The 22,178-nt window shown below is 41.1% G+C and carries 16 protein-coding genes; 11 read left to right on the top strand and 5 right to left on the bottom strand.

All coding sequences use genetic code 11. The features are described 5' to 3' along the window. The first annotated feature begins 62 nt into the window (after window positions 1-62). From Q0081_RS24815 to Q0081_RS24805, 3 genes are all read left to right on the top strand, one after another. Window positions 63-953, top strand: coding sequence for a serine protease (locus Q0081_RS24815; protein ID WP_298360104.1), 891 nt, complete (start codon window positions 63-65; stop codon window positions 951-953). A 223-nt stretch (window positions 954-1,176) separates the two neighbouring features. Then, window positions 1,177-2,958, top strand: coding sequence for an AAA domain-containing protein (locus Q0081_RS24810; protein ID WP_298360102.1), 1,782 nt, complete (start codon window positions 1,177-1,179; stop codon window positions 2,956-2,958). Window positions 2,959-3,036: 78 nt separating this feature from the next. After that, window positions 3,037-6,786: an AAA domain-containing protein gene (locus Q0081_RS24805; RefSeq protein ID WP_298360100.1), complete on the top strand. Its 3,750-nt coding sequence runs from the start codon at window positions 3,037-3,039 to the stop codon at window positions 6,784-6,786. 5 nt (window positions 6,787-6,791) lie between these two features. On the opposite strand, the gene Q0081_RS24800 is transcribed toward Q0081_RS24805, so the two are convergent. Both Q0081_RS24800 and Q0081_RS24795 read right to left on the bottom strand, forming a co-directional pair. After that, window positions 6,792-7,814: a radical SAM/SPASM domain-containing protein gene (locus tag Q0081_RS24800; RefSeq protein WP_298360097.1), complete on the bottom strand. Its 1,023-nt coding sequence runs from the start codon at window positions 7,812-7,814 to the stop codon at window positions 6,792-6,794. A gap of 62 nt (window positions 7,815-7,876) precedes the next feature. Continuing rightward, window positions 7,877-8,803 (bottom strand): sugar phosphate isomerase/epimerase, encoded by a 927-nt coding sequence (locus Q0081_RS24795; protein WP_298360095.1) that lies wholly within the window; start codon window positions 8,801-8,803, stop codon window positions 7,877-7,879. Between the two features lie 186 nt (window positions 8,804-8,989). Here Q0081_RS24795 and Q0081_RS24790 point away from each other — a divergent pair, with 186 nt between their 5' ends. The 3 genes from Q0081_RS24790 to Q0081_RS24780 all read left to right on the top strand — a co-directional run bounded on the left by Q0081_RS24790 (window position 8,990) and on the right by Q0081_RS24780 (window position 11,563). Beyond that, window positions 8,990-10,204: an AAA family ATPase gene (locus tag Q0081_RS24790; RefSeq protein ID WP_298360094.1), complete on the top strand. Its 1,215-nt coding sequence runs from the start codon at window positions 8,990-8,992 to the stop codon at window positions 10,202-10,204. 12 nt (window positions 10,205-10,216) lie between these two features. Next, complete coding sequence (locus Q0081_RS24785; RefSeq protein ID WP_298360092.1) at window positions 10,217-10,957, top strand: hypothetical protein; 741 nt, start codon at window positions 10,217-10,219, stop codon at window positions 10,955-10,957. Window positions 10,958-11,032: 75 nt separating this feature from the next. Then, window positions 11,033-11,563 carry a GNAT family N-acetyltransferase gene (locus Q0081_RS24780; protein WP_298360090.1) on the top strand — a complete coding sequence of 177 codons (531 nt, stop codon included), beginning with the start codon at window positions 11,033-11,035 and terminating at the stop codon, window positions 11,561-11,563. Window positions 11,564-11,629: 66 nt separating this feature from the next. Here the strand turns inward: Q0081_RS24780 and Q0081_RS24775 are convergent, their stop codons facing one another. Continuing rightward, window positions 11,630-14,620, bottom strand: coding sequence for a prolyl oligopeptidase family serine peptidase (locus Q0081_RS24775; protein WP_298360088.1), 2,991 nt, complete (start codon window positions 14,618-14,620; stop codon window positions 11,630-11,632). 199 nt (window positions 14,621-14,819) lie between these two features. On the opposite strand from Q0081_RS24775, the gene smpB reads away from it, so the two are divergent. After that, a complete protein-coding gene (smpB, locus tag Q0081_RS24770) occupies window positions 14,820-15,257 on the top strand; it encodes an SsrA-binding protein SmpB (RefSeq protein ID WP_298360086.1) in 438 nt (145 codons plus the stop codon). 50 nt (window positions 15,258-15,307) lie between these two features. On the opposite strand, the gene Q0081_RS24765 is transcribed toward smpB, so the two are convergent. Then, complete coding sequence (locus Q0081_RS24765) at window positions 15,308-15,817, bottom strand: hypothetical protein (RefSeq protein WP_298360084.1); 510 nt, start codon at window positions 15,815-15,817, stop codon at window positions 15,308-15,310. After that, on the bottom strand, window positions 15,810-16,811 hold the full coding sequence (locus Q0081_RS24760; protein ID WP_298360082.1) for an AAA family ATPase: 1,002 nt from the start codon (window positions 16,809-16,811) through the stop codon (window positions 15,810-15,812). Before Q0081_RS24760 ends, Q0081_RS24765 begins: the two co-directional genes overlap by 8 nt. A gap of 144 nt (window positions 16,812-16,955) precedes the next feature. On the opposite strand from Q0081_RS24760, the gene metG reads away from it, so the two are divergent. From metG to Q0081_RS24740, 4 genes are all read left to right on the top strand, one after another. After that, window positions 16,956-19,025, top strand: a complete 2,070-nt coding sequence (metG, locus tag Q0081_RS24755; protein ID WP_298360080.1) for a methionine--tRNA ligase — start codon at window positions 16,956-16,958, stop codon at window positions 19,023-19,025. 14 nt (window positions 19,026-19,039) lie between these two features. Beyond that, complete coding sequence (locus Q0081_RS24750) at window positions 19,040-19,375, top strand: hypothetical protein (RefSeq protein ID WP_298360078.1); 336 nt, start codon at window positions 19,040-19,042, stop codon at window positions 19,373-19,375. Between the two features lie 146 nt (window positions 19,376-19,521). Then, a complete protein-coding gene (locus tag Q0081_RS24745; RefSeq protein ID WP_298360076.1) occupies window positions 19,522-21,759 on the top strand; it encodes a DUF5916 domain-containing protein in 2,238 nt (745 codons plus the stop codon). 41 nt (window positions 21,760-21,800) lie between these two features. After that, window positions 21,801-22,070 carry a DUF433 domain-containing protein gene (locus Q0081_RS24740; protein ID WP_298360073.1) on the top strand — a complete coding sequence of 90 codons (270 nt, stop codon included), beginning with the start codon at window positions 21,801-21,803 and terminating at the stop codon, window positions 22,068-22,070. Window positions 22,071-22,178 lie beyond the last annotated feature (108 nt).

The raw sequence follows: 22,178 nt of genomic DNA, 5'->3' as shown, positions 1-22,178 counted from the left end.
GTTGTTTTGTGGTATAAGAATTGCATTATCATTGCATAACTATTCTCAATAACCACAACAGCATGTTTGTCGAAGCCATTGAACGCGTAAGTGAGTTTACGCGACCTACCCATATCATTACCCGTCTTTATCACCAGGCAGATATATTGACCGGCGCCGCCACTCTTTTTTTTATCAACGAAGAAGGATATGCCATTACCTGTCGGCACGTTGCCGAAATCATCGTTAATTCGGGCGCGGTTCAACAGAATTACAACCAGTTTATGGCGGAATACCGCAAAGTGATGCGTGACCCCCAGCAGAAACAGCACTTAAAACGACTCGAACAGAAGTATGGATTGGCGTTGGGTTCGGTGATTACGCAAAAAATGGATTTTATCAATTGCTTTGATAACCTCACCCACATCGACGTAACCTACCATTCCAAACATGATTTAGCGCTACTGCGATTTCGGACTACCGGAAAGGCGCACTACGGACGCCCCGCAGAATTTATTGCCGATGGACAAATTCCGAAACAGGGAAAATCGCTTTGCCGATTGGGCTACCCTTTTGCTGAGTTTACCAACTACCGATACAACTCTGAAATTGACGACATTGAGTGGGACGGCACGATGCCGAAAGTAACTCCTGCGTTTCCGATTGACGGGATTTTAACACGCTACATCGGAGACGAGACCGGACAGGCGTTTGCCCTCGAAATGAGTACCCCGGGATTAGTTGGGCAAAGCGGCGGGCCGCTTTTTGACACCAAAGGCGTAGTGTATGGGATGCAGCAATCGACCCGGCATTTGCACTTGGGTTTCGACATGGTCAATCGCGACGTATGGGTGGGTACGCACCGCGCCAAAGTCTCCAATCACCCTTTTCTGCACGTAGGAGTTTGTATCAGTGCAGATATAATTAAGGATTTTTTACGGCAACAAAATGTAAAATTTTATCAGGCAAAATAAGAAAGCTTTATGCCCACACCTGCGTGCCTTCGGTGCAGTTTTTACACATTTCAATCTCTGACCGCGAACGGATTAAGGATTGACGGAATTTTACCTTACAGATTTATTTTTTCAACCAAAAGCAGACTAATAGAGCATAAAATAAATATCTTATCAAATTGTTTGGTCACCATCCATCATTTCAATAGATTTGTAAATATACGTTTATTTACATCTTTTCTCTGTGAATCAATATCTGCAAGTATTCCGCTTTCTATTGAATTTTTCTCAGTTGCGTGACAGTGTAATCCGTGATGTTGAAAAATATGACTCAGTATTTTGGTTGAGTGATTTACCTGAATCTGTACAGACCATAATACAGGCAAATAATACCAATGCAGACTTTTGGCTAAAAGTAGTTAAACCAACTCCTCCTTTTCCCAAACCTGTTTTTCCTGAATTACCTATTGATTTACGGGGTTGGGTCATAGAAGAGACTTTAATTCATGCTACGAAAGAACCTGAACTAAGAGCTTCGATTATTGATTCAAAGGGCACTACCATCATTTGTCCTTCCCAAGTCGAAGACGCTTTTTTAAGTTATTGCATAAACATTTGGCCTCAGCAAAATCAGGTTTATAAAGAAGAAACAAAAGCCTTTCAAGAAAACGAGGCTGAATATCAACGTATATCTGAAATTTACCGGCAACTATTTGATACCTTCAAAAAGATTCAAAATTTTGGTGATGAGTATGAGTTGGTAATGGGTATGGGGCTGCTTTGCCAATCGGAAGGAACTTTCATAAAAAGGCACATATTTACCGTTCGAGCAGCGATTGAGTTTGTAAGCAATACCCGAACAGCTTATATTGAAGTAAAACCTGACTTGAGTAATAGCCGTTATTTTATTGAGTCGGATATGTGCCAAGACCTCGAAGGTTTTAATGTAGAGGACGCACAACGCACACTGTCAAGTGCTATTGAAAGTGCTGAAATGGATGACTATTTCTCCAGACATTTTTTTGGCAAAGAAGGTTTTTTAAATCAATACACCAATGTGCTTCATACACAGGCACAGTATTATCCTGATGTGCAACGACCAACTGCAAATCAATCAAAGCCAAATATTTACTTTGCTCCGGCCCTCATTTTAAGAAAACGTACTACACGAAGTTTAACTGCGGTTTATAAGAAAATTATTGAGCAACTGGAAGAAGGTGAGAACTTCGACGCGTCTTGTGTACGTGCTATTTTAGAAACCAATGCTCCTATTTATAATGATATTCAACGTACACGCACTTTTAAAGACGATACTATTTATTTCCCTAAACTCTACAACGAGGAGCAAATCAGCATTGTCAATCGTTTGCGTGCTAATAACAAAGTTCTTGTACAAGGCCCTCCCGGTACAGGAAAATCCCACACAATTGCAAATTTAATGTGTCATTTATTGGCTCATGGAAATCGAGTCTTGGTAACTGCTCAAACCAAACGCGCCCTCGAAAGTTTAAAAGATAAAATCCCTTTAGAAATTCAATCTTTGGCGGTAAGCATGTTAGGCGATGACAGCAAATCGGCCAGTGATTTAGAGCAATCGGTTAATACAATTACAGGAAGGTTAAATAACGCAAATCTTGATGTTCTAAAAAAACAAATAGAAGCCAACGAGCAACAATTAGAGAAGCTTAAAAAATCTAAGGCAGAATATGACAATGAGCTACTTATCCTCAAAGAAAAAGACACTCGAAAACAAAGATTAAACAGTCAATATGAAGACACTCTCGACCAATTAGCGAAAAGATTGGTAAAAGAACAGATTGCTTTCGATTGGTTTAAGGACACAGTAGCTGAGTTAAGAGAACGTGTTAAGCCTGAATTTTGTCTACCGAATCAACTTCACTTACTGTATGATTTGACAATAGTCAACAACGAATTCAAGGAATTATTCCAGCTTACTTCGCGACTATCTACTCTATTTAAAACGTATACATTAAAAGACTTTGAACAACCTTTACCAAGTGAATAAATCCTATTATCAATTGAGTCATTAGCTAACTGTTTTCAGGTAATTAATGATTTTGAAAAAACACACAAGAGCCAAGATTTGTCAATTTTATCAGGAATAAACATAGACTTATTAGAAAATCAAATTCATATATGTAAAGATGCATTTCAAAAATATAGCGCAGTTGCTAAATTAGATTGGTCTAAAAAAGCCCTAAACGATTGTCAGAATGGCATAGCAGCTAAATGGAACAATCGTCTTAAACTGACTACTATTTTTTTGGGAAAAGTTAAATTCGAAATTCAATACCGTGAGTTCGAACAAAAAAACCGCATTATTATACCTAATAATTTCACTTTACAACAATTAAGGAGCGATGCCGATATACTTCTTAGGTATTTAATAAGCAGTAATAAATCGAAAGTTTCTTTTGGTATTTTTGATAAATTCCTACTACCGCCACACATTAAAGAGAGAGAGTATTTTACAAAAACTGTATTTATAAACGGCAGTCCATGCGACGAAATACAAGAATTTAATTTAGTAATTCGTTATTTTGACTTTAGAATTGAGTGTGAAAATATCTTGAATTCTTGGGATAATTCATTAGTTTATAATGACAACCTTTATGCTGAACTTGAAGAGAATTTAGGAGTATTAGACACAATTATAACTCAATCTGGACGCTACCGAATCGGAGAAGAGTCAATTAGTCAACTGGTAAAAATAAAAGGATTAAACGAAGAAGTTATTAATGAAATATCCCTTAGAATTAAATATACAAGAGACGTACAAATTTATAAAACTGCGCAGCAGCAACTAAATATACTTTTAACTTCTCTTTCAAATCCACAACTTCATCCTATTACAGGGCTATTGCGAAACGCGATTGAACAACAGGATTGGAATACTTACCAAATTCAAAAAGATAACTTAAAACAGCTAAATCGACAACAGCAGGAATGGGAACGCTACCAAAAGCTCATCCAAACTTGCCAAAGCATTTTTCCTGAATTCACCGAACTTATTGTAGAAAGTCGCGCCAATAGCGAACAAATAGACTTACTGCCAAAAGCAATCTATTGGCAAGTGGCAAATAGTGAATTTAAAAAGTTTTTAAGTCAATCCGAAGCTGAACTATATGAAAATTTAAAACAAGAAGAAAAACAAATTCGTGATGTAACGGCCAAGTTAGCAGCTGACAAAGCATGGATAGAAGTGTTGGGAAGAATAGATAATGACTTATCACGAAAGCTTACACTTTGGGCGATGGCAATGAATAAAGCTCATGGAAAAGGCAAGAAGGCTTTGCAAAACCGTAAAGCGGCACAAGCATTAATGACCGATTGCCAACAGAGTGTCCCATGCTGGATTATGCCATTGCCTAAATTAGTAGAGACTCTACAACCTGAAGCAGCTATTTACGACTATGTTATTGTGGATGAAGCCAGTCAATTAGGTCCTGATGCTATGTTCTTGATGTACTTAGCTAAGAATATTATCATTGTAGGTGATGATAAGCAAACAGCTCCTCAATACGTTGGTGTCGAGAACGATAAAGTACAGGACTTAATAAATCAGTACCTCAAAAACATACCCTATAATAGCTTTTTCAACATAGATTATAGCTTTTTTGACCATGCTAATGCTTTTTGTTCTGGCCAAAAAGTGGTGTTGCGGGAGCATTTTAGATGTATGCCAGAAATCATCGAATTTTGTAACAGGCACTTTTATCAGTCAGCCGGAATTGGCCTCCATCCTCTCAAACAATATGATGATAACCGTCTCGAACCCCTTAAAACAGTATTTGTAAAAGGAGGGTATATAGAAGGGCAAACCAACACCATTAGAAACAAACCCGAAGCAGACGAACTTGTAGAAACTATCCAAGCTTGTTTAAATGATAAACGATATGCCGGCAAAACCTTTGGTATTATAGCATTGCAAGGGCAAGCCCAAGCGCAAATTATTAATCAAAAACTTTTGACTGTTCTTGACTCCCAAGAGTTTGAAAAAAGGAAAATTATCTGTGGAGATGCTAAAAGTTTCCAAGGCGATGAGCGAGATATAATGTTTTTAAGTTTAGTAACGGCTACTAATCACAACCGTCGTGCCTTGACTACTTCCGAATTTGAAAGAATGTTTAATGTAGCAGTTAGCCGTGCCGTTGAACAAGTTTGGCTCTTTCATTCAATACAACTCGAAGATTTAACGAATCATGATGATTTACGCTATAAACTCTTAAGTTATTTTCAAAATCCATTACAACCATCTATTACAATCAGTAAAGAGATAGAAGGCATTCCACGACCTTTTGACAGTCAATTTGAAGTAGATGTTTATAATGAAATTGTCAAACGTGAATATACTGTTACCCCACAATATAGTGTGAGCCATTATCGGATTGATTTAGTGGTAATACTGCCCAATGGTGTAAAAATAGCCGTTGAGTGTGATGGGGACAAGTACCATAGTACACCGGAACAAATAGCCAATGACATAGCACGCCAAAAAATCTTAGAACGGGCAGGTTGGCAATTTTTCAGAGTTCGCGGAGGTGATTTTTATTATAATCAAGAAAAAGCCTTAGAACAACTTTGGGTTCTTTTGGAACGCAATTGTTCTACAAATGATAAAATGGTTAAAGATTTTGATAATAAAACTTCTTTAGTCTCTCAACAAACTAAAAATTTCCCACAGCAAACTACACTTTTTGAACAGATAATCCCATCAGGCAGGATACCCAACCTCAACCAACCTGATATACAGGAGCCAAAAGTAAACAAGGATGAAAAAAAAATACCCAAATCAGAACCCATAAATGATGTAAATCAACCAAAGAATTCTGAAAATATAAATTCACTACACTTGCAGCTACTGTCCAAAAGACAGACGCTGCTATCGAAATTACAGATACTCTTGTCTCGACTACCAAAGGGGAGCCCTCAAAGGACAATCTTGCAAAACTCGCAACAGGAGTTAGAGAAATCGTTGGATAAACAGAAGAAGTTCATGCAGAAAGATCCGTCACTGAGGATAGCGATGCAGACACAGGCCAACAAAATAATCGAAATAATCGAAACTACAGATACTCTCATCTCAACTATCAAAGGAGAAATCTCAAAAGTTGCTCTTTCAGAGCTTGAAACAGCAGTTGGAGAAATCGTTGGATCAACAGAAGAAGCTGAAGTTCATACAGAAAGACCCATCACTGAGGATAGGGATACAGACACAGGCCAACAAAAAGTAAAAAATTTTATACTTGAAAAAGGAATAAGCAAATCAAAGTGGCATCCTGAGACATTTAAGCACGCTTTTATATTAGTATTTACAAATTATAAGCGCGTTTATTCTATCAAAAATCAAAATTTTAGAAATGCTGAAGATGTATTATCAAATCTAACTTTTGAAAAAGATGAAAAGCATATTTATTGCTGTGGCACAACCAATTTTAAAGGCTTTATGCTTTTTGCGTTTGAAAATGGCAGAATATTAAAAGTCTATTTAAATGCTTATCAAACTTATAATCAGTACTTGGAAGAGGTTTATATATCAACATCAAATTTATGTTTTATTTCTTATATTGAAAATGATTTAGACCTTTTAGCTCACAGCAAAGCTGAGAATAATCAGTCCAAAGTATTTATATTCAATACAAAATTGATTATTCCAAGCAGTTGGAGAGGCAGTACTGGTATTAAATTAATGTCATTTGAGGAAAAACTCGGAAAATTAGAAGGGCTAAAAACTTTAGAAAAAGTGAATATTAAAGATAAATACTACTATTTACGGAATGATATTCCACAAACAGGAGTGTTTGTAAGAACGAACGAAGGAGAAAGTTTATGAAAGCTTTATGCCCACACCTGCGTGCCTTCGGTGCAGTTTTTACACATTTCAATCTCTGACCGCGAACGGATTAAGGATTGACGAAATTGGCGATAGGCATCGCTTTGCCACAATTGTTTAAAAGAAGTTTCCGATACGTCGCCGAGGCGGTAGTGAGCGTCTTTGTCAAAACAGCAGGGAACCACTTTCCCATCCCACGTGATGACGCACGAATGCCACATTTTCCAACAATGACCGTCGAGGCCATTTTTAATTTGGTAGGTTCCGTCAGTTTGTTGGGTGTAACGTGAGTATTTATCAATGGTTGGAATCAGCGGGTCACCGTGCTCATAGTCGTAAATTTGGGCGGTTTTAAAGCCTATTTCATCTACGCCGATTTCTTTTGCCAGTTGTTCAGCATCTCCAATCTGATGTTCGTTGGGACGAACCACCAAAAATTGAAACACCACGTGCGGAGTTTTGGATTTCAATTCACGTTTCCATTTCAGAATGTTTCGCGTTCCATCCAGCACTTTTTCCAGATTTCCTCCTACTCGGTATTGCTGATAGACCTCCTGCGTGGTGCCGTCAATCGAAACAATCAAACGGTCAAGACCGCTTTCGACCGTTCGGCGGGCGGCGGCATCGGTCAGGTAGTGGGCATTGGTGGAGGTAGCCGTGTAAATCCCTTTTTGAGCAGCATATTTTACCAATTCCAAAAACTTAGGATGCAAATAAGGCTCTCCCTGAAAATAGAAAATAAGATACAGCAACGTATCTGAAAGTTCATCCATAGTCCGACGAAACAAATCCCCCTCCAGCATACCTGTCGGGCGCGTAAAAGAGCGTAGTCCACTGGGACATTCCGGGCAACGCAAATTGCACGACGTGGTAGGTTCAAAGGAAATACTCATGGGCAATCCGCGGTGCGTGGCGCGTCCCGTGGCTTTGGACTCGTAGTAACTGTACAGTACCTTCAACGCATTCCAAACCCGCTTGCGCGTAAGTTTAGAAAAGAAATTAAGTCCGTCTGAGAAGTTGCGATTCATGGTTGTTGTGAAACCTCACAGGTTTGATAATCGTCGCTAATCAAACCTGTGAGGTTTGTAAGTTAACCCAAAAATTGCCTTAAATAGTTTCGACTCGTCAAAATAGCCGATTTTACATCTTCAATACTGCCTTCGTAGGCCTTGTCTTCCACTTCGATGCAGACCGGGCCACGGTAGCGCACGTCGGTGAGCGCCGCAAAAAACTTTCGCCAGTTCACATCGCCCAGCCCAGGGAGTTTGGGGCTGTGGTATTCGAGCGGATTGGCCATAATGCCTACGCGGTCGAGTTTGTCTTTGTAGAGTTTGGCGTCTTTGAGGTGGATGTGATGCAGCCGGTCTTTGTAGTCATAAATAGGCTTAGCTTCGTCCATCATTTGCCAAATTAGGTGCGAAGGGTCGTAATTGAGCCCTAAAATCGGGCTTGGAATAATCTCAAACATTCGGTCCCAAACGGCAGGGGTTGTGGCCAGATTTTTACCTCCGGGCCATTCATCATCCGTAAAAAACATCGGACAATTCTCAATCCCGATTTTCACGTTGTGTTCTTCGGCTACCTTCACAATGTCCGGCCACACTTTGCCGAAGGTTTTGAGATTTTCGGTAATGCTTTTGGAAGGGTCCCTCCCGATAAAGGTATTAACATTGTGCAATCCTAACTTGGCCGCCGCCCGAATCAACTGCTTGATGTGCTCGCGATAGTACTCTGCCTTTTTTGTATCGGGGTCTAAAGGATTGGGATAATACCCTAACCCTGAAATAGTTATTCCTTTTCCTTTGGCATAATGCACGACATGAAGCGCATAGGGAGTATCCGTCAGTACGCGGTCAGCATCAATGTGGGTTACCCCTGCATAACGGCGAGCATCGGCGTTATCGGTAGGCCAGCACATCATTTCCACGCAGGAAAAACTGTGATTAGCCGCAAAATCTATGACGTGTTCGTAGCCAAAATCGGCTAAAATAGCGCTTACAAATCCAAGTTTAAGCATGATTGATTGGGTGGTTTTAAATTCTGTTGCAATCTTACAAAAAAGTGGGGGATTCGGGAAATTACCCATTAGCAGGCATTTATTGAGGCAAACCGTTGAGAAATGTATAATAACCCCTTCACTTGATTTGCCTCATAAATTCTACATAAGTTTTATGTATTTTTGTAAAAACAAAGTTCTAAAACTATGCTTCTCCTTGTACCGCAAGGTTTTCCCTATATTACCAAAATTCACGTTAATGATTGTTACGCTTATCAAAATTTTGATATCATCCTCAATAAAGACAACCCATTTAGTCATTTGGTTTTGACAGGCAGAAATGGTTCGGGAAAGACTACTATTTTAAAGTCACTAAATGCATCTTTGAGTAATTTTTATTACCAACATATATCAAAAGATCAGCGTATTCAACAATTTATGAACAGAATTTCAAATGGTGGTTTAGTCGCTTATGAGAATTTAAACTATCAAGACAAACAAGAATTTATACTTTTAAATAGTACTGATATATCTTTTAAAGAGTCTCTTAACTATCGGTTCTCGATTTATTCTTTCCTACAAGCTACAAGAAGCAGTAAAATAGAACCTGTTTCTACTGTTGTGAAAGATGATGATTTAAATGACCATTTAGAAAAGCAAAACTCTTCCGAATTTTTTATTAAACAATTCAAGCAGTATTTAGTCAATAAAAAAGTAAATCAGGCTTTTGATATTTTAGATAATAACCAAGCCAAAATAGCTGATACTGAACGTTTTTTCAGCTTAATGACTCAGAGTTTTCGGAATATTTTGGAAGACCCAAAATTAGAGTTAATTTTTGTCAAGGAGAATTTCGACTTTCATCTTCAACTATCCACCGGTCAGAAAATCACCTTTGAAAATCTATCCGATGGATTCTCTGCATTAATCAGCATCCTGATGGATTTGTTCATGCGCGTGGACATTATCCGAAAAGAAGTCAAGGATTTTAGTTATAACCCCTGCGGTATTGTACTGATTGACGAACCCGAAACCCATCTTCACCTCAAATTACAATATGAAGTAATGCCACTGCTAACGGGGCTTTTCCCAAATGTGCAGTTTATTGTCGCTACGCACTCGCCCGCTGTCATTTCAAGTATTAAAAACGCAACGGTTTTTGATCTTACTTCTAAAAGTACCGAAACGGAAAGCATCGTAGGAAGCAGTTTTTCAGAATTAATGGTTTCTCACTTTGGATTAGACAATGAATATTCCAACATTGCAGATGATATTTTTGCCCAAATCAATCATATCATTAAAACTGAAACCGACCCACAAGCTCGCAAAAAAAGATTACAAACCGTCTTGACAGAAAACGAGCGTTATCTCTCTCCTGCAATGCAATTAGAATTAGAATCAATGATTTTGGAACTTCAATAGACTACGATACAGATGATTAACGTCCAACGAGGCGAAGCACCTGCATCGCTGCAAACACCACAAATCAAACAGTACCTTGATGAGTTGGCAACCTATAAAAGCCTTTCGGAAGCAAACTGGGCTGAACAACCCAAACCAAAATGTAACGCTGAATACCGCAATGCGGACTTATTTAATGCTTTTGACAGTGTTTTTTTCGCCAAATGTTATTTAACCGAAAGACGCTTTGAGAATTCATGGGCAATGGATGTGGAACATTTTAAGTCAAAAGCGTTTGACCAATATCCTGACCTGAAATACGAATGGGCAAATCTCTATCCAGCCGACCATGACGCTAATATGGTCAAGCCACGCAACGAACCCGAAGGAGGTTATTTAGACCCTTGTGCAGAGGAAGACGATGTGGAAAAAGAAATATTATATGTTGTTTTATTTGGTGGAGAGGCAAGTTTTGAAGCACAGAATGGTAATAATATCAAAGCGGTAAATACTGCAAAACTTTTAGATAAAATTCATAACGGAAGTGATGAAGAGTCTAAAAGAAAAACCGCCAACCTACGTCACTTAATTGCAAAAAAGCAATACGAAGTTTTAAACACAATTATAGAATGGCAAGGAGCTTTGGACGACCAATCTAAATTTGAAGCAAAAACTAAGCTTAAAAAGCTACTGTCTCGAAAATCGTCTTTTACGATGCTAATGCGATCATTAAGTGCAGTACGAAAGCATATTCCCGCAGAATTTTTAGATTGAAAAACTCTCAAAAAAGTGCCAAATAATACCCGCAGGTACTATTCATTTACTGATATACTATCTGATTTTGTTGCTATGAGTCCCTTCTTCCACCTCCGCCCCTATCGCGACGGCGATGAAACCTCTCTCGCAAAAAATGCCGATAACTATCAGATATGGCGGAACGTGCGCGATGTTTTCCCCCAACCTTATACCTTGGAAGATGCCCGTCAATGGATTGAGCTGTGTAAAAGCGAAACCAAACCTACGGTTTTTGCCATTGATGTAGAGGGCGAGGTAATAGGAGCTATCGGAATTGTGTTACAAAAAGATATTTTTCGTAAAAATGCCGAGATTGGTTATTGGCTGGCGGAACCGTTTTGGGGAAAAGGAATTGTGACTGAAGCCGTGCAGGAAATGACCCAATATGCCTTCAAACATTTTGATATTCACCGCCTTTATGCGGGTGTTTTTGAGTACAACCCGGCGTCTATGCGGGTTTTAGAAAAAGCGGGATTTCATTTAGAAGCCATTCTCCATCAGTCGGTTTTTAAAGAAGAAAAACTGTGGAACGAGCATATTTATGTAAAGTTTCGAGAAGAAATAAATAACCCTGACAAGGTTTGAATATCATCAGGGTCATTGCGTACTTACGGATAACAGATACACAGATAACGGTTAACGTAACTGTGCTTAATCTTCAAAAATACGTTTGTCCAAATGTTGTTCCAGATCAAGACGAGGAATACCCTTTGACCACCACTCCGGCGCAGGTTTGCCTTTGAGTTGGTAATCAAAAAACTCCATCATCCGTACTGAATAATCCTTGCGATTGGGTTGTTTTGCCAATCCGTGGTTCTCTCCTTTGTACTGCATCATCACGACCGGCTTTTTCAAGCGACGCAACGCAGTATAAAACTCTACCCCTTGAGTGAAATCTACGGCTCCGTCGGCATCATTGTGCAACATCAGCAAAGGCGTTTGCACTTTGGTAACGTGATAAATCGGTGAATTGCGGTGGTAAGCGTCCCAATTTTCCCAAGGAGCTACTAAGCGCCCCTGTGAGCCTTCAAAAATGGTACCGTTGCTGGTTCCGCTGTTTTTATAGATCAGATTGTACATCGAAATCATGTCGGTCAACGGAGCACCGGCCGCCGCCGCTTTAAATAGATTGGTTTGAGTAATGAGGAAACTGGTTTGATATCCTCCCCACGAATGTCCGTGAATGCCCATGCGAGTTTCGTCAATCACGCCCGTTTTAATGGCCGCTTTGACGCCTGGCAATACGCACCAAACAGCCGACATGCCTGGGTCGTTGAGTTTGTACACGATATCGGGCATAAATACAGCATAGCCATTGGAGGTATAAATAGAAGGACTCCAACCCGTTCCTGCATAGCCCGGATTCGCGAAATTGTGCAGCGATTGTGACATCTTTTCGTAATAATAAATGATGGTTGGGTATTTTTTGCCCTGCTCATAACCTGCCGGCAAAAACAACGCCCCCTGCAACGAATCACCTTTGTCGCTCACATAATCCACCAAACGCGTACCCGCCGACCACGCATATTTATCAAACGAAGGCGCATTTTTGGTCATTTGTTTTTCTGCCGTCAAGTCCACACTGTTACTCACAAAATACTGACGGGGCTTGGTAAAGGTTTCTTTGGCAAACACAAACACATCCGCTTTTTTAGCCTTGGTAAGGCTTCCGATAGCCGCATCTTCCCACAACAAGGGTTTCACTATCAACACTTTCGTGTTTTCAATCCGGGCAAGACCGCTTTTCTTAGTTCGCTCACCATACATGCGTACATAGATGGATTTCTTCAAATCAATCCCTTTTTCTTCGGGGTCAAGCTGATAACGCTGCTCGTATCGTATACCGTCGCGTTTGCCGTTTTGTGTCAAATTGAACGCAACAAGTGCTTTTCCTTTGGCATCTTTCAAATCAGTTGGTACTTGCCAAATATCCCAACCGTCCGTCAACAATACCGATTTGCTGTCACTGCTCCAACCGACTATTCCTTGGGGTGGCGTTTTTTGGTTGTGGTCGTCGTCAACATCCACAAATGAGGTTTTTATGTCTTGAGTTAGATTGCGTGACGTTTTACTGACCATATCATACAGAAAATAATTCGTCCCTTCCCAGTACAAAAACTTAGTACCATCGGGCGACGTTTGAGGGCCTGCCCAAAAATTCGGCAGATAGTGTTTGTCACGAATTTTGTCACGTTTGCCCGTTTTGAGGTCCACCAAATAGACATCTGCGTAATTTTGCCCATCCAAACTGCTTTCCAACTCGTAGTTGGTATTGTCGGTTCCTAACCCATACAATTGTTTCGCAGCAACCGACACATTTTTTACAGTACTATCGGCCAATTGTACAAACTTCTTAGTTGCTACATCATACATTGACAGATAGTTCTGGTTTTTATCCTGCATTTCCTGCACTTGCTGACGAGATTGCAGGCGTTTATCCTGCCAATGCCAAACCGTTACTTCGGGTTTATCAATATCGTCTTTTTTCTCAGCAACGGCATTTTTGGTGGTATCTGCTTTTATTTTAGCCAATGCTTTCTGCAAATCTTCGATGGTTTTGAGCGTAGTATCGGCCTTGATTTTGGCTAACTTCTCTGTGTCAGAAAGTTTTTTAGTAGTATCTTTTTTGGCTTCTGCCGGCTTTTTGTCGTCCTTTTTTGCCAATTCCAATTTATGAACGCCAAAGAACAGACGAGTCAAATCGTCGGACCAATACGGAGTTCGGTTTGGACTTACGGTCATTCCTTTCGGGAAATTAACGCTGTCCGTTTTAGGCTCATACACCGTCAATTCGGGCATCGCACTAAAATTTTTGATACCCAACACTCCTACTCTTTCGTTTTTGTACTTCTCGTCTTTGGTACTTTTAAGCAAGGCCAATGCATCGCCTTTTTCAGTCCAGTTGAGCGATTGATAACGGGCTTTGTCGTTGTCCATCGTCAAAGTTACGCCCGTGTTCATATTGCGAAGTTGTACACCGTTTCCTGCTTTTTCGTTGGCATCAATGGTCATTGCCAACCAATTTCCCGCTTTGTCAAAGGCCATTTCTGATACATTCCCCATGTTTTGGGTTTTGCTCGCAGCAAGGTCAAACAACAGTAAATCAGCCCCTTTCGCCGCATCCGAAGCACCGCTGCCCGCTCCCGAAGGAGCACCGCCACCGCCTGCTGCGGTAAGTAGTACAGCCAAGTGAGTTGCTTTTTCTCCGTTGAAAGCGAATGATTTCACCCGGTCAAATTCCGTTTTTTTATTGGATGCCAATTCCACTAAAAACAGCTTGTCAGGCACCGGCTTTCCTCCCGGTTTAGCGGCTGCTTTTTTGTCTTTGTCTTTTGCAAACACTTTGAACGCAATCCACTTACTGTTGTCCGAGAAACTCATTTGGGCAAACGAAGGCGTACCGATTGAATATACGTATTTGGTGGTATCGGCCGTTTTTTGGATAATAAGCTCAGCATCGCTCTCGTACTTAGCGAGCACATACGCGTACCATTGGCCATCGGGCGAAAGCTGCGTTCCTCCAAAAGCGGGGATTGCCTGCCAGTTGAGCACATCTTTCCAGCCCATCGCGGGCTTAGGTTTGGGTTGAGCCATTACCATTGAAGAAATGATAAGCCCAAAAAGAAAGTACGTTTTTCTCATACGAATTGAGGGATTTAGAAGGGATGAATGTATAACTATCACAAAAGTAATCAAGAGCGAGAACTTTCTAAGGAGTTGTTGATTAAGCTGTTCGGATAAGGGGGAAAAGAAAGGAAATCGTTATCTTCGCACCCCAAAAAATCGGAAATCGGAAATCGGAAATCAGAAATCAGAAATCAGAAGTTAAGAAAGTTAGAAAATGAGCAAGAACATAAATATAAGCAACCGCCGCGCCTCGTTTGAGTATTTCTTTTTGGAAACCTATACCGCAGGCGTAGTGCTGACAGGAACCGAAATCAAATCCATTCGGGAGGGCAAAGTCAACATGACCGATGCCTACTGTATCTTTATGGAAGGCGAACTTCTTGTGCATCATTTGCACATTTCTCCATACGAAAAAGGTACCTACGCCAATCACAATCCAGTACGTGACCGCAAATTGTTGCTCAAAAAACGGGAGCTCAAAAAGTTGGCGTTGAAGTTAAAAGACCAAGGTCTCACCATTGTTCCGACCCGACTCTTCATCAACGACCAAGGGCTCGCCAAGATTGACATCGCACTGGCAAAAGGAAAGAAAACCTACGACAAACGTGAATCCATCAAAGAACGCGACCTCAAACGCGGGAATGATGAATAAAGATTTCTCGCCGATTTTCGCAGATTGAATGACACGCAGATTCCCACAGATTAAAGGAACTGATTCAAAAATGCCTCAATTTTTATAAAATCAGGGGCTTGTTGATCGCGAAGGGCTTTCAGCAATGATTGATAATTTTCACTGTCTTCAATCTGTTGGCTTTTAAGGTTTTTCTGAAATTCTTTTTGTACTTCTGAAAAACCAAAATCAGCCACGTTGATGCCTACCTGCGCGGCATTGTAGAGCAAAAAAGTCTCAATAGCTCTTTCCAACACAATCAAATAATGCTCGACTCGGACATCTTCTTTTTGCCGAAAACTGACGCATTGACCACGCTCTATCTCTATAAAATCATCAAAATAGCGAGGTGTATGCTTTAGCTTATCGTTATCAATAAGGCCAATCAGAATCACTTCTGAGAAACCCGCTCTTTTCATTTCGGAGGCAACGTTTGAACTGCCGTTGGCGTGGTCTTCCTGTTTGACGTTAGGCACAAAAAAACGCGCCAAAGCCGTATCGGCATGACACTCAGGTATAATCCGAAATCGAGGTTTAGTCATTGGGCTCAAACTTCCGAAGATTGAAAAATACATCGTACCCAAAATCCTGAATGTCCCTTAATTCATCAGGAGTCAGTGCTTTGACGTGGGTTTGATAATCCTTGTAATACGTCAAGTACACGTTGAGTTGTGTATCATCCAAACTATCAATAAAAGTTTGCAGTAAATAAGGGCTGTGCGTGGAGACAAAGTATTGATTATCATCTTTCAGAATCATCCGTTCGGCCAATTCCTTTACATAAGGTGGAAAAGAATGGACTTCTGGCTCTTCAAAAATTAGCACTGAGTCTTTATTGGATTCTATAGCTGCTAAGTAAAAAATAAAGCGTTGGAAAGTGTCGGCAATGCTGGAGTATGGGCATTGGGTTACAAAGCCATCAATATTTTTTTGCAGCTTAAAGTCACTTTCTTTGGCTATGCTGACAAATTCTAAATTTTGTTCTTTTAGCATTGCCACAATTCTGGAACGTATTTCTGGATAGTTGTTAACTATCTCATACAAATTCTCACCGAATGGAGGATATAAATAACTTTTTAAATACGAGGTCTCTTTGGGTTCAAAAGGTGTGTATTTATAATATTTCGCCAAAATAACTCTTGAAGTAAAGCCATCGCTCCATTTGATTGAACCATCTCTTATAAGAGGGATTGATTCAATATGATCGTCATTCTTATAAAGATTTAAAAAGAATACAGCAACGCCATTGCGCTCACTTTTGAAAGATAAGCTCAAACGAAATTTATTATCAAGTCGTATATCAACTTCGTCTGAGAGAAAAAAGTCAAAGAATAAATCATCCAACTTTTTCATTCTTATCAATTCATTCAAATTATCAATCATGAATTCTGATGAAAACAACCCCAAAGCCTCCAAAATATTCGACTTCCCCACGTTGGGCTTACCAATAAACACATTCACACGCTTGCAGTCGAGCGTAAGGTGCTTGATAGATTTGAAATTCTTGATTTCGAGGTTTTTGATGAAATTATCCATGTTTGAAAAGAAATAACGGCAGGCTCAAAGTTAAACAATTCTCCTTTGCCACGCTATTTTACTAATTTTGCCGTTCGAAACATCCATCTTTGAACATTTGTTATGCAGAATTCGACATTCTGCCCTCTAAACTTGACATTACCTATGAGATATACCGTTACAGCCGCGCTTATTTATGCCAATGGCCCCATTCACATCGGCCACCTGGCGGGCTGCTACGTACCTGCCGATATTTACGTGCGTTACCTGCGAGCCAAAGGAGCCGAAGTGGCTTTTGTAAGCGGCACTGACGAGCACGGCGTACCCATTACGATTCGTGCCAAAAAAGAAGGAATTACACCGCAGGAAGTCGTGGATAAATACTACACCCAAATCAAGCAGTCATTCGTTGATTTAGGCATTTCGTTTGACGTTTATTCACGGACGAGTTTGCCCATTCACCACGAAACGTCGCAGGAATTTTTCAAGACGATTTACGACAAAGACGGCTTCATTGAAGAGGTCAGCGAGCAATATTACGACGAAGTGGCTCAGCAGTTTTTGGCAGACCGCTACATTGTAGGTACTTGCCCCGTTTGCGCCAATCCCAACGCCTACGGCGACCAATGCGAACGTTGCGGTACCGCCCTGAGTCCGATGGAATTGAAGGAGCCGCATTCCACTTTATCCGGTTCAAAACCCGTTTTACGGTCCACCAAAAACTGGTTTCTGCCACTGGACAAAATGCAGCCCCAAATTGCGGAATACGTCAACAGCCATACCGAGTGGAAAACCAACGTAGCCGGACAGTGTCAATCGTGGCTGAAAGACGGGCTTCGTCCCCGGGCCATGACCCGCGATTTGGATTGGGGCATCAAAGTTCCCCTGCCCGACACCGACGGCAAAGTGCTGTACGTATGGTTTGAAGCACCGATTGGGTACATTTCAGCCACCAAAGACTGGTTGATGCAGAAAAACGGCAACGATGCCGGTTGGGAAACCTGGTGGAAGGCCAAGGACACCAAATTGGTGCATTTTATCGGCAAAGACAATATTGTATTCCACTGCATCATCTTTCCTGCTACGTTAATGGCAGAAGGAGAAGGGTTTATTTTACCAGACAACGTCCCGGCCAATGAGTTCATGAATCTGGAAGGCGATAAGATTTCGACCTCGCGCAATTGGGCCGTTTGGTTGCATGAATACTTGCAAGAACTGCCCGGCAAGCAGGATGTACTGCGCTATGTACTAACGGCCAATGCACCCGAAACCAAAGACAGTGAATTTACCTGGAAAGACTTTCAGACCCGCAACAACAGCGAGTTGGTAGCGATTTACGGCAATTTCGTCAACCGTGCCATGGTGCTGACGCATAAATACTGCGACGGAAAAGTACCTGCACGCGGTGAATTGACCGATTTTGATAAAGAGACGCTGACAACTTTGGCTGATTTTCCTGCCAAAATAGGGGAAGCCATCGAAAATTATCGTTTCCGGGAAGGGCTGTCGTTTTTAATGGATTTTGCGCGTCTGGGAAATAAATATTTGGCCGAAACCCAACCTTGGCAAGTCATCAAAACGGATGCCGAACGGGTAAATACCATCATGAACATCGCGCTGCAAATCGCGGCGAGTTTGGCCATTGTAAGCGAACCGTTTCTGCCTTTTACCGCAGCCAAGTTATGCCAACAGTTGGGAATGCAGAAATCAATCACCAACCACCAATCATTAAGTCACCAATGGCAGGATGCGGGCAACGCCGATTTGCTGCCTACCGGTGCTGCGATTGGCGAAGCATTTTTATTGTTTGAAAAAATGGAAGACGCCGTCATTGAGAAACAAATCCAAAAATTACACGACGCAAAAAAAATGAATGAGTTAGCAACCAAATCGGTACCTGAACTGAAACCTACAGTACAATTTGATGATTTTTCCAAGTTAGACCTCCGTATCGGGACTATTCTCGAAGCCGAGCGGGTACCCAAAAGTGATAAATTATTGAAGTTTTTAGTGGACGACGGCTTTGAAAAACGCACTATCCTGAGCGGTATCGCCAAGCATTTCACCCCCGAAGAAATGATTGGCCGCCAAGTAACGTTCATTGCCAATCTTGCCCCGCGCAAAATTATGGGCAATGAATCCAACGGTATGATTCTCATGGCCGAAGATAAAGACGGCAGTCTTTCGCTTTTACAACCGCACAAAGAAGTGTGGGCCGGAGCGCCGATTTCGTAATTTGCTCAAAACACATGCTGAACCGCTTTCGTTTACCCATGATTGCAGTGCACGTTCCCTCCCTTTGGGTAGGTGGATTGACACTGTTTCCATGGGTATTTTTTAAACACGCCAAGCCGCCTGCCTGGCTCATTAATCACGAAAGGATTCATTTGCGCCAACAGGTTGAACTGGGGCTGTTTTTGTTTTACGTATGGTATGGACTGGAGTTTTTGGTTCGTTGGGTACAATATGGACACCATCATCAGGCGTATCTCAACATCAGTTTTGAGCGGGAGGCCTATTCTAACGACAAAAATTTAGCGTATCTCAAAACGAGAAAAGCGTGGCGATTTTGGAAGTATTTGTGAATGTAAACGTACGGAGTTGAAGAAGCACCTTTAAACAGCTGATTTTTAAAATTATGCACAGTGAGTCTGAAAATGACTCACTGTAGTCGAACAAATAGGGGTTTAATTTGTGTTATATCGTTTCATTCCTCGCTATACCTAACTTTATGAGAATAATTATACTTTTGCTCTTATTACCCATTCTTGCTTTTACCCAATCTGAAGCCCCTTACAAGGTTAATTTTACGACGGAAAAGATTAAAATTGACGGCGTTTTAGACGAAGATACTTGGGGAAAAAGCACCACTTTGGGCGACTTTTGGCAGTATTTCCCTTCTGACACCTTGAAAGCGACCTATAAGACGGAGGTAAAAATTGCCTACGACAACAAGTTCGTTTATGTCAGTGCCAAGTGCTATACCAAAAGCAACAAATTTGTCATTTTGTCCTACCGGCGAGATTACCGAGCTGGCGGCAACGACAATATTACCTTTGCATTTGATACCTTCAATGACCGCACCAACGCTTTTTTGTTTGGAATGAATCCCTTGGGCGTGATGCGTGAAGCATTGCTGTACAATGGTGCTACTGACAACTCATTTTTCAGCGAATTTTGGGACAACAAATGGAAAGGTGAGTCAAAAATTTATGATAACTACTGGACCACCGAGATAGCTATTCCTTTTACCACTCTGCGGTTTAAAGAAAACACGCCTCAATGGCTATTTAAGAGTTATCGCTTTGATACTCAAATCAATGAGCAAAGTACACTAGTGCAAATTCCTCAAAACCAAATCATCATGAATTTGGGGTATGCCGTTCCCATTCAATTTGAAAAGCCGTTAAAAAAATCAGGTGCCAACATCTCGCTGATTCCCTATATTTCAGCAGGAAATGCGCAGGATTTTGTCAACCCCAAAAACCCTAACAACGGAAGTCGGCTCAATTTTGGGGGTGATGCCAAAATCGCGGTTACGTCGGGCCTTAATTTGGATTTGACCATCAATCCCGATTTTTCTAACGTAGAGGCCGACCGACAAGTCATTAACCTTTCTCGTTTTGACATCAATTATCCCGAGCAAAGGCAGTTTTTCCTTGAAAATTCCGATTTATTTTCGGGTTTTGGAAGCTACGTCATCAATCCTTTTTTACCGCCACAGAGCAATTTGGGAGGAGCCGGCAATCAAATCATCAGCCCCTTTTTCTCTCGCCAAATCGGGATTGCCAAAGATTCTACAACAGGCTTGGGCGTACCCAACCGGATTCTGTACGGAGCGCGTTTAAGTGGAAAATTGGATGATAACTGGCGGGTCGGTTTGCTCAATGCCCAAACGGCCGACGACGAATTTAAGGGGATTTCCGGAGCCAACTTTACGGTAGCTTCCTTTCAACGAAAAATCTTTAACCGGTCAAATATTGCGGGGATTTTTGTCAACAAACAAACGATTCACCCCGAAATGAGCCCTAAACTGACTGATTTCAATCGGGTTGGCGGCTTGGAATACAATTTTACGTCCAAAGACAGTCGTTGGCAGGGGAAAGCGTATTATCACCAATCATTTAGCGAAGTCAAGCAAAAAAATGCCTTTGCGAACGGCTTCTCACTCATGTACAGCGTACTGAAATACACCTTCCGCTGGGCACACGACTGGGTGGGCAAAGGCTACGATGCCGAAGTGGGTTTTGTGCCGCGCAAAGATTACTTACGAATCAATCCTACCTTTGGACTTTCGTTTTATCCGCGTACCAAACTCGTCAATCGGTATAGTGTGGGAGTGGCGTTGGAACAATACACCATGCCCAATGTAGGCGTAACTGACCGTACTGCGGGTCCTTTTTTATCTATGTTTTTCAACAATTCTGCACGGATGTTATTCTCTGTCAATCAGAACTATACCTTTCTGTTTGCCGACTTTGATGCTTTGCGCAGCAACAACAAACTCCCTCCTTTGAAAAAAGGACAAGGATACACCTATTACAATGCCTCGCTTAATTATTTCTCCGACCAACGTAAAAAAGTGTGGCTTTTTGCCCAACCGCTCATCGGGCAATATTACGACGGGAACATCGTGAGTTTGGCTGGCTCACTCAATTTTCGTTATCAACCTTATATTGCGTTGGCCATGAATTTTACTTACAATCACATTGATTTGCCTATCGGTAAAAACAACGTTTTTTTAATGGGTCCGCGGTTAGATTGGACCTTCTCTAAAAAGGTTTTTTTGACGACTTTTTTGCAGTACAACAGTCAATTTGAAAACATGAACATAAATACACGTTTTCAGTGGCGATTTGCCCCGGTATCTGATTTCTTCTTGGTTTATATTGACAACTACAACACCGCCAACGGTCAATCTCGCAACCGCTCCATTCAGGCAAAGCTGACGTATTGGTTTAATTTGTAGTCAATAGATTGGAAAAACCTTAAATTTGTAAAAAACGAGCCATGAACTCATTAATCACCATATCTCCCAATATTCAAAGCGGCGAACCTGTATTTGCAGGCACTCGTGTACCTGTAAAAAATCTCTTTGACTACCTCAAAGAAGGCGATACTTTGTCCACATTTTTAGTAGATTTTCCTTCAGTCCATTATAAGCAAGCAGTAGCCGTTTTAGAAGCTGCTGAAAAAATCTTAACCTTACGTGAACTTTTCAAATCTAAGCAACCATTTGAGGGCAATACTGGCTCAATACCAATGGTATTGCTATACTAACTTTGGGTTTTCTTTGGTAAAAAGAATAGGCACAGATAGCAGCCAACGAGTGAGTAAAAGCATTGGTTGGATTTCGATGCCTTGTGTGTTCAAGGTCCATTACATTTT

Source organism: Runella sp., from assembly GCF_027484545.1.
In the GTDB taxonomy this organism is placed as follows: Bacteria; Bacteroidota; Bacteroidia; order Cytophagales; family Spirosomataceae; genus Runella.
This window is presented reverse-complemented; position numbering and strand designations above follow the sequence as displayed.

Bases quoted from the DNA above. Each gene is read 5' to 3' on its own strand.
- Q0081_RS24800 (WP_298360097.1), bottom strand. From the start codon at position 7,814: ATGAATCGCAACTTCTCAGACGGACTTAATTTCTTTTCTAAACTTACG.
- Q0081_RS24750 (WP_298360078.1), top strand. From the start codon at position 19,040: ATGCTGAACCGCTTTCGTTTACCCATGATTGCAGTGCACGTTCCCTCC.
- Q0081_RS24815 (WP_298360104.1), top strand. From the start codon at position 63: ATGTTTGTCGAAGCCATTGAACGCGTAAGTGAGTTTACGCGACCTACC.
- Q0081_RS24790 (WP_298360094.1), top strand. From the start codon at position 8,990: ATGCTTCTCCTTGTACCGCAAGGTTTTCCCTATATTACCAAAATTCAC.
- Q0081_RS24740 (WP_298360073.1), top strand. From the start codon at position 21,801: ATGAACTCATTAATCACCATATCTCCCAATATTCAAAGCGGCGAACCT.
- metG (WP_298360080.1), top strand. From the start codon at position 16,956: ATGAGATATACCGTTACAGCCGCGCTTATTTATGCCAATGGCCCCATT.
- Q0081_RS24795 (WP_298360095.1), bottom strand. From the start codon at position 8,803: ATGCTTAAACTTGGATTTGTAAGCGCTATTTTAGCCGATTTTGGCTAC.
- Q0081_RS24760 (WP_298360082.1), bottom strand. From the start codon at position 16,811: ATGGATAATTTCATCAAAAACCTCGAAATCAAGAATTTCAAATCTATC.
- Q0081_RS24745 (WP_298360076.1), top strand. From the start codon at position 19,522: ATGAGAATAATTATACTTTTGCTCTTATTACCCATTCTTGCTTTTACC.
- Q0081_RS24765 (WP_298360084.1), bottom strand. From the start codon at position 15,817: ATGACTAAACCTCGATTTCGGATTATACCTGAGTGTCATGCCGATACG.
- Q0081_RS24775 (WP_298360088.1), bottom strand. From the start codon at position 14,620: ATGAGAAAAACGTACTTTCTTTTTGGGCTTATCATTTCTTCAATGGTA.
- Q0081_RS24780 (WP_298360090.1), top strand. From the start codon at position 11,033: ATGAGTCCCTTCTTCCACCTCCGCCCCTATCGCGACGGCGATGAAACC.
- Q0081_RS24785 (WP_298360092.1), top strand. From the start codon at position 10,217: ATGATTAACGTCCAACGAGGCGAAGCACCTGCATCGCTGCAAACACCA.
- smpB (WP_298360086.1), top strand. From the start codon at position 14,820: ATGAGCAAGAACATAAATATAAGCAACCGCCGCGCCTCGTTTGAGTAT.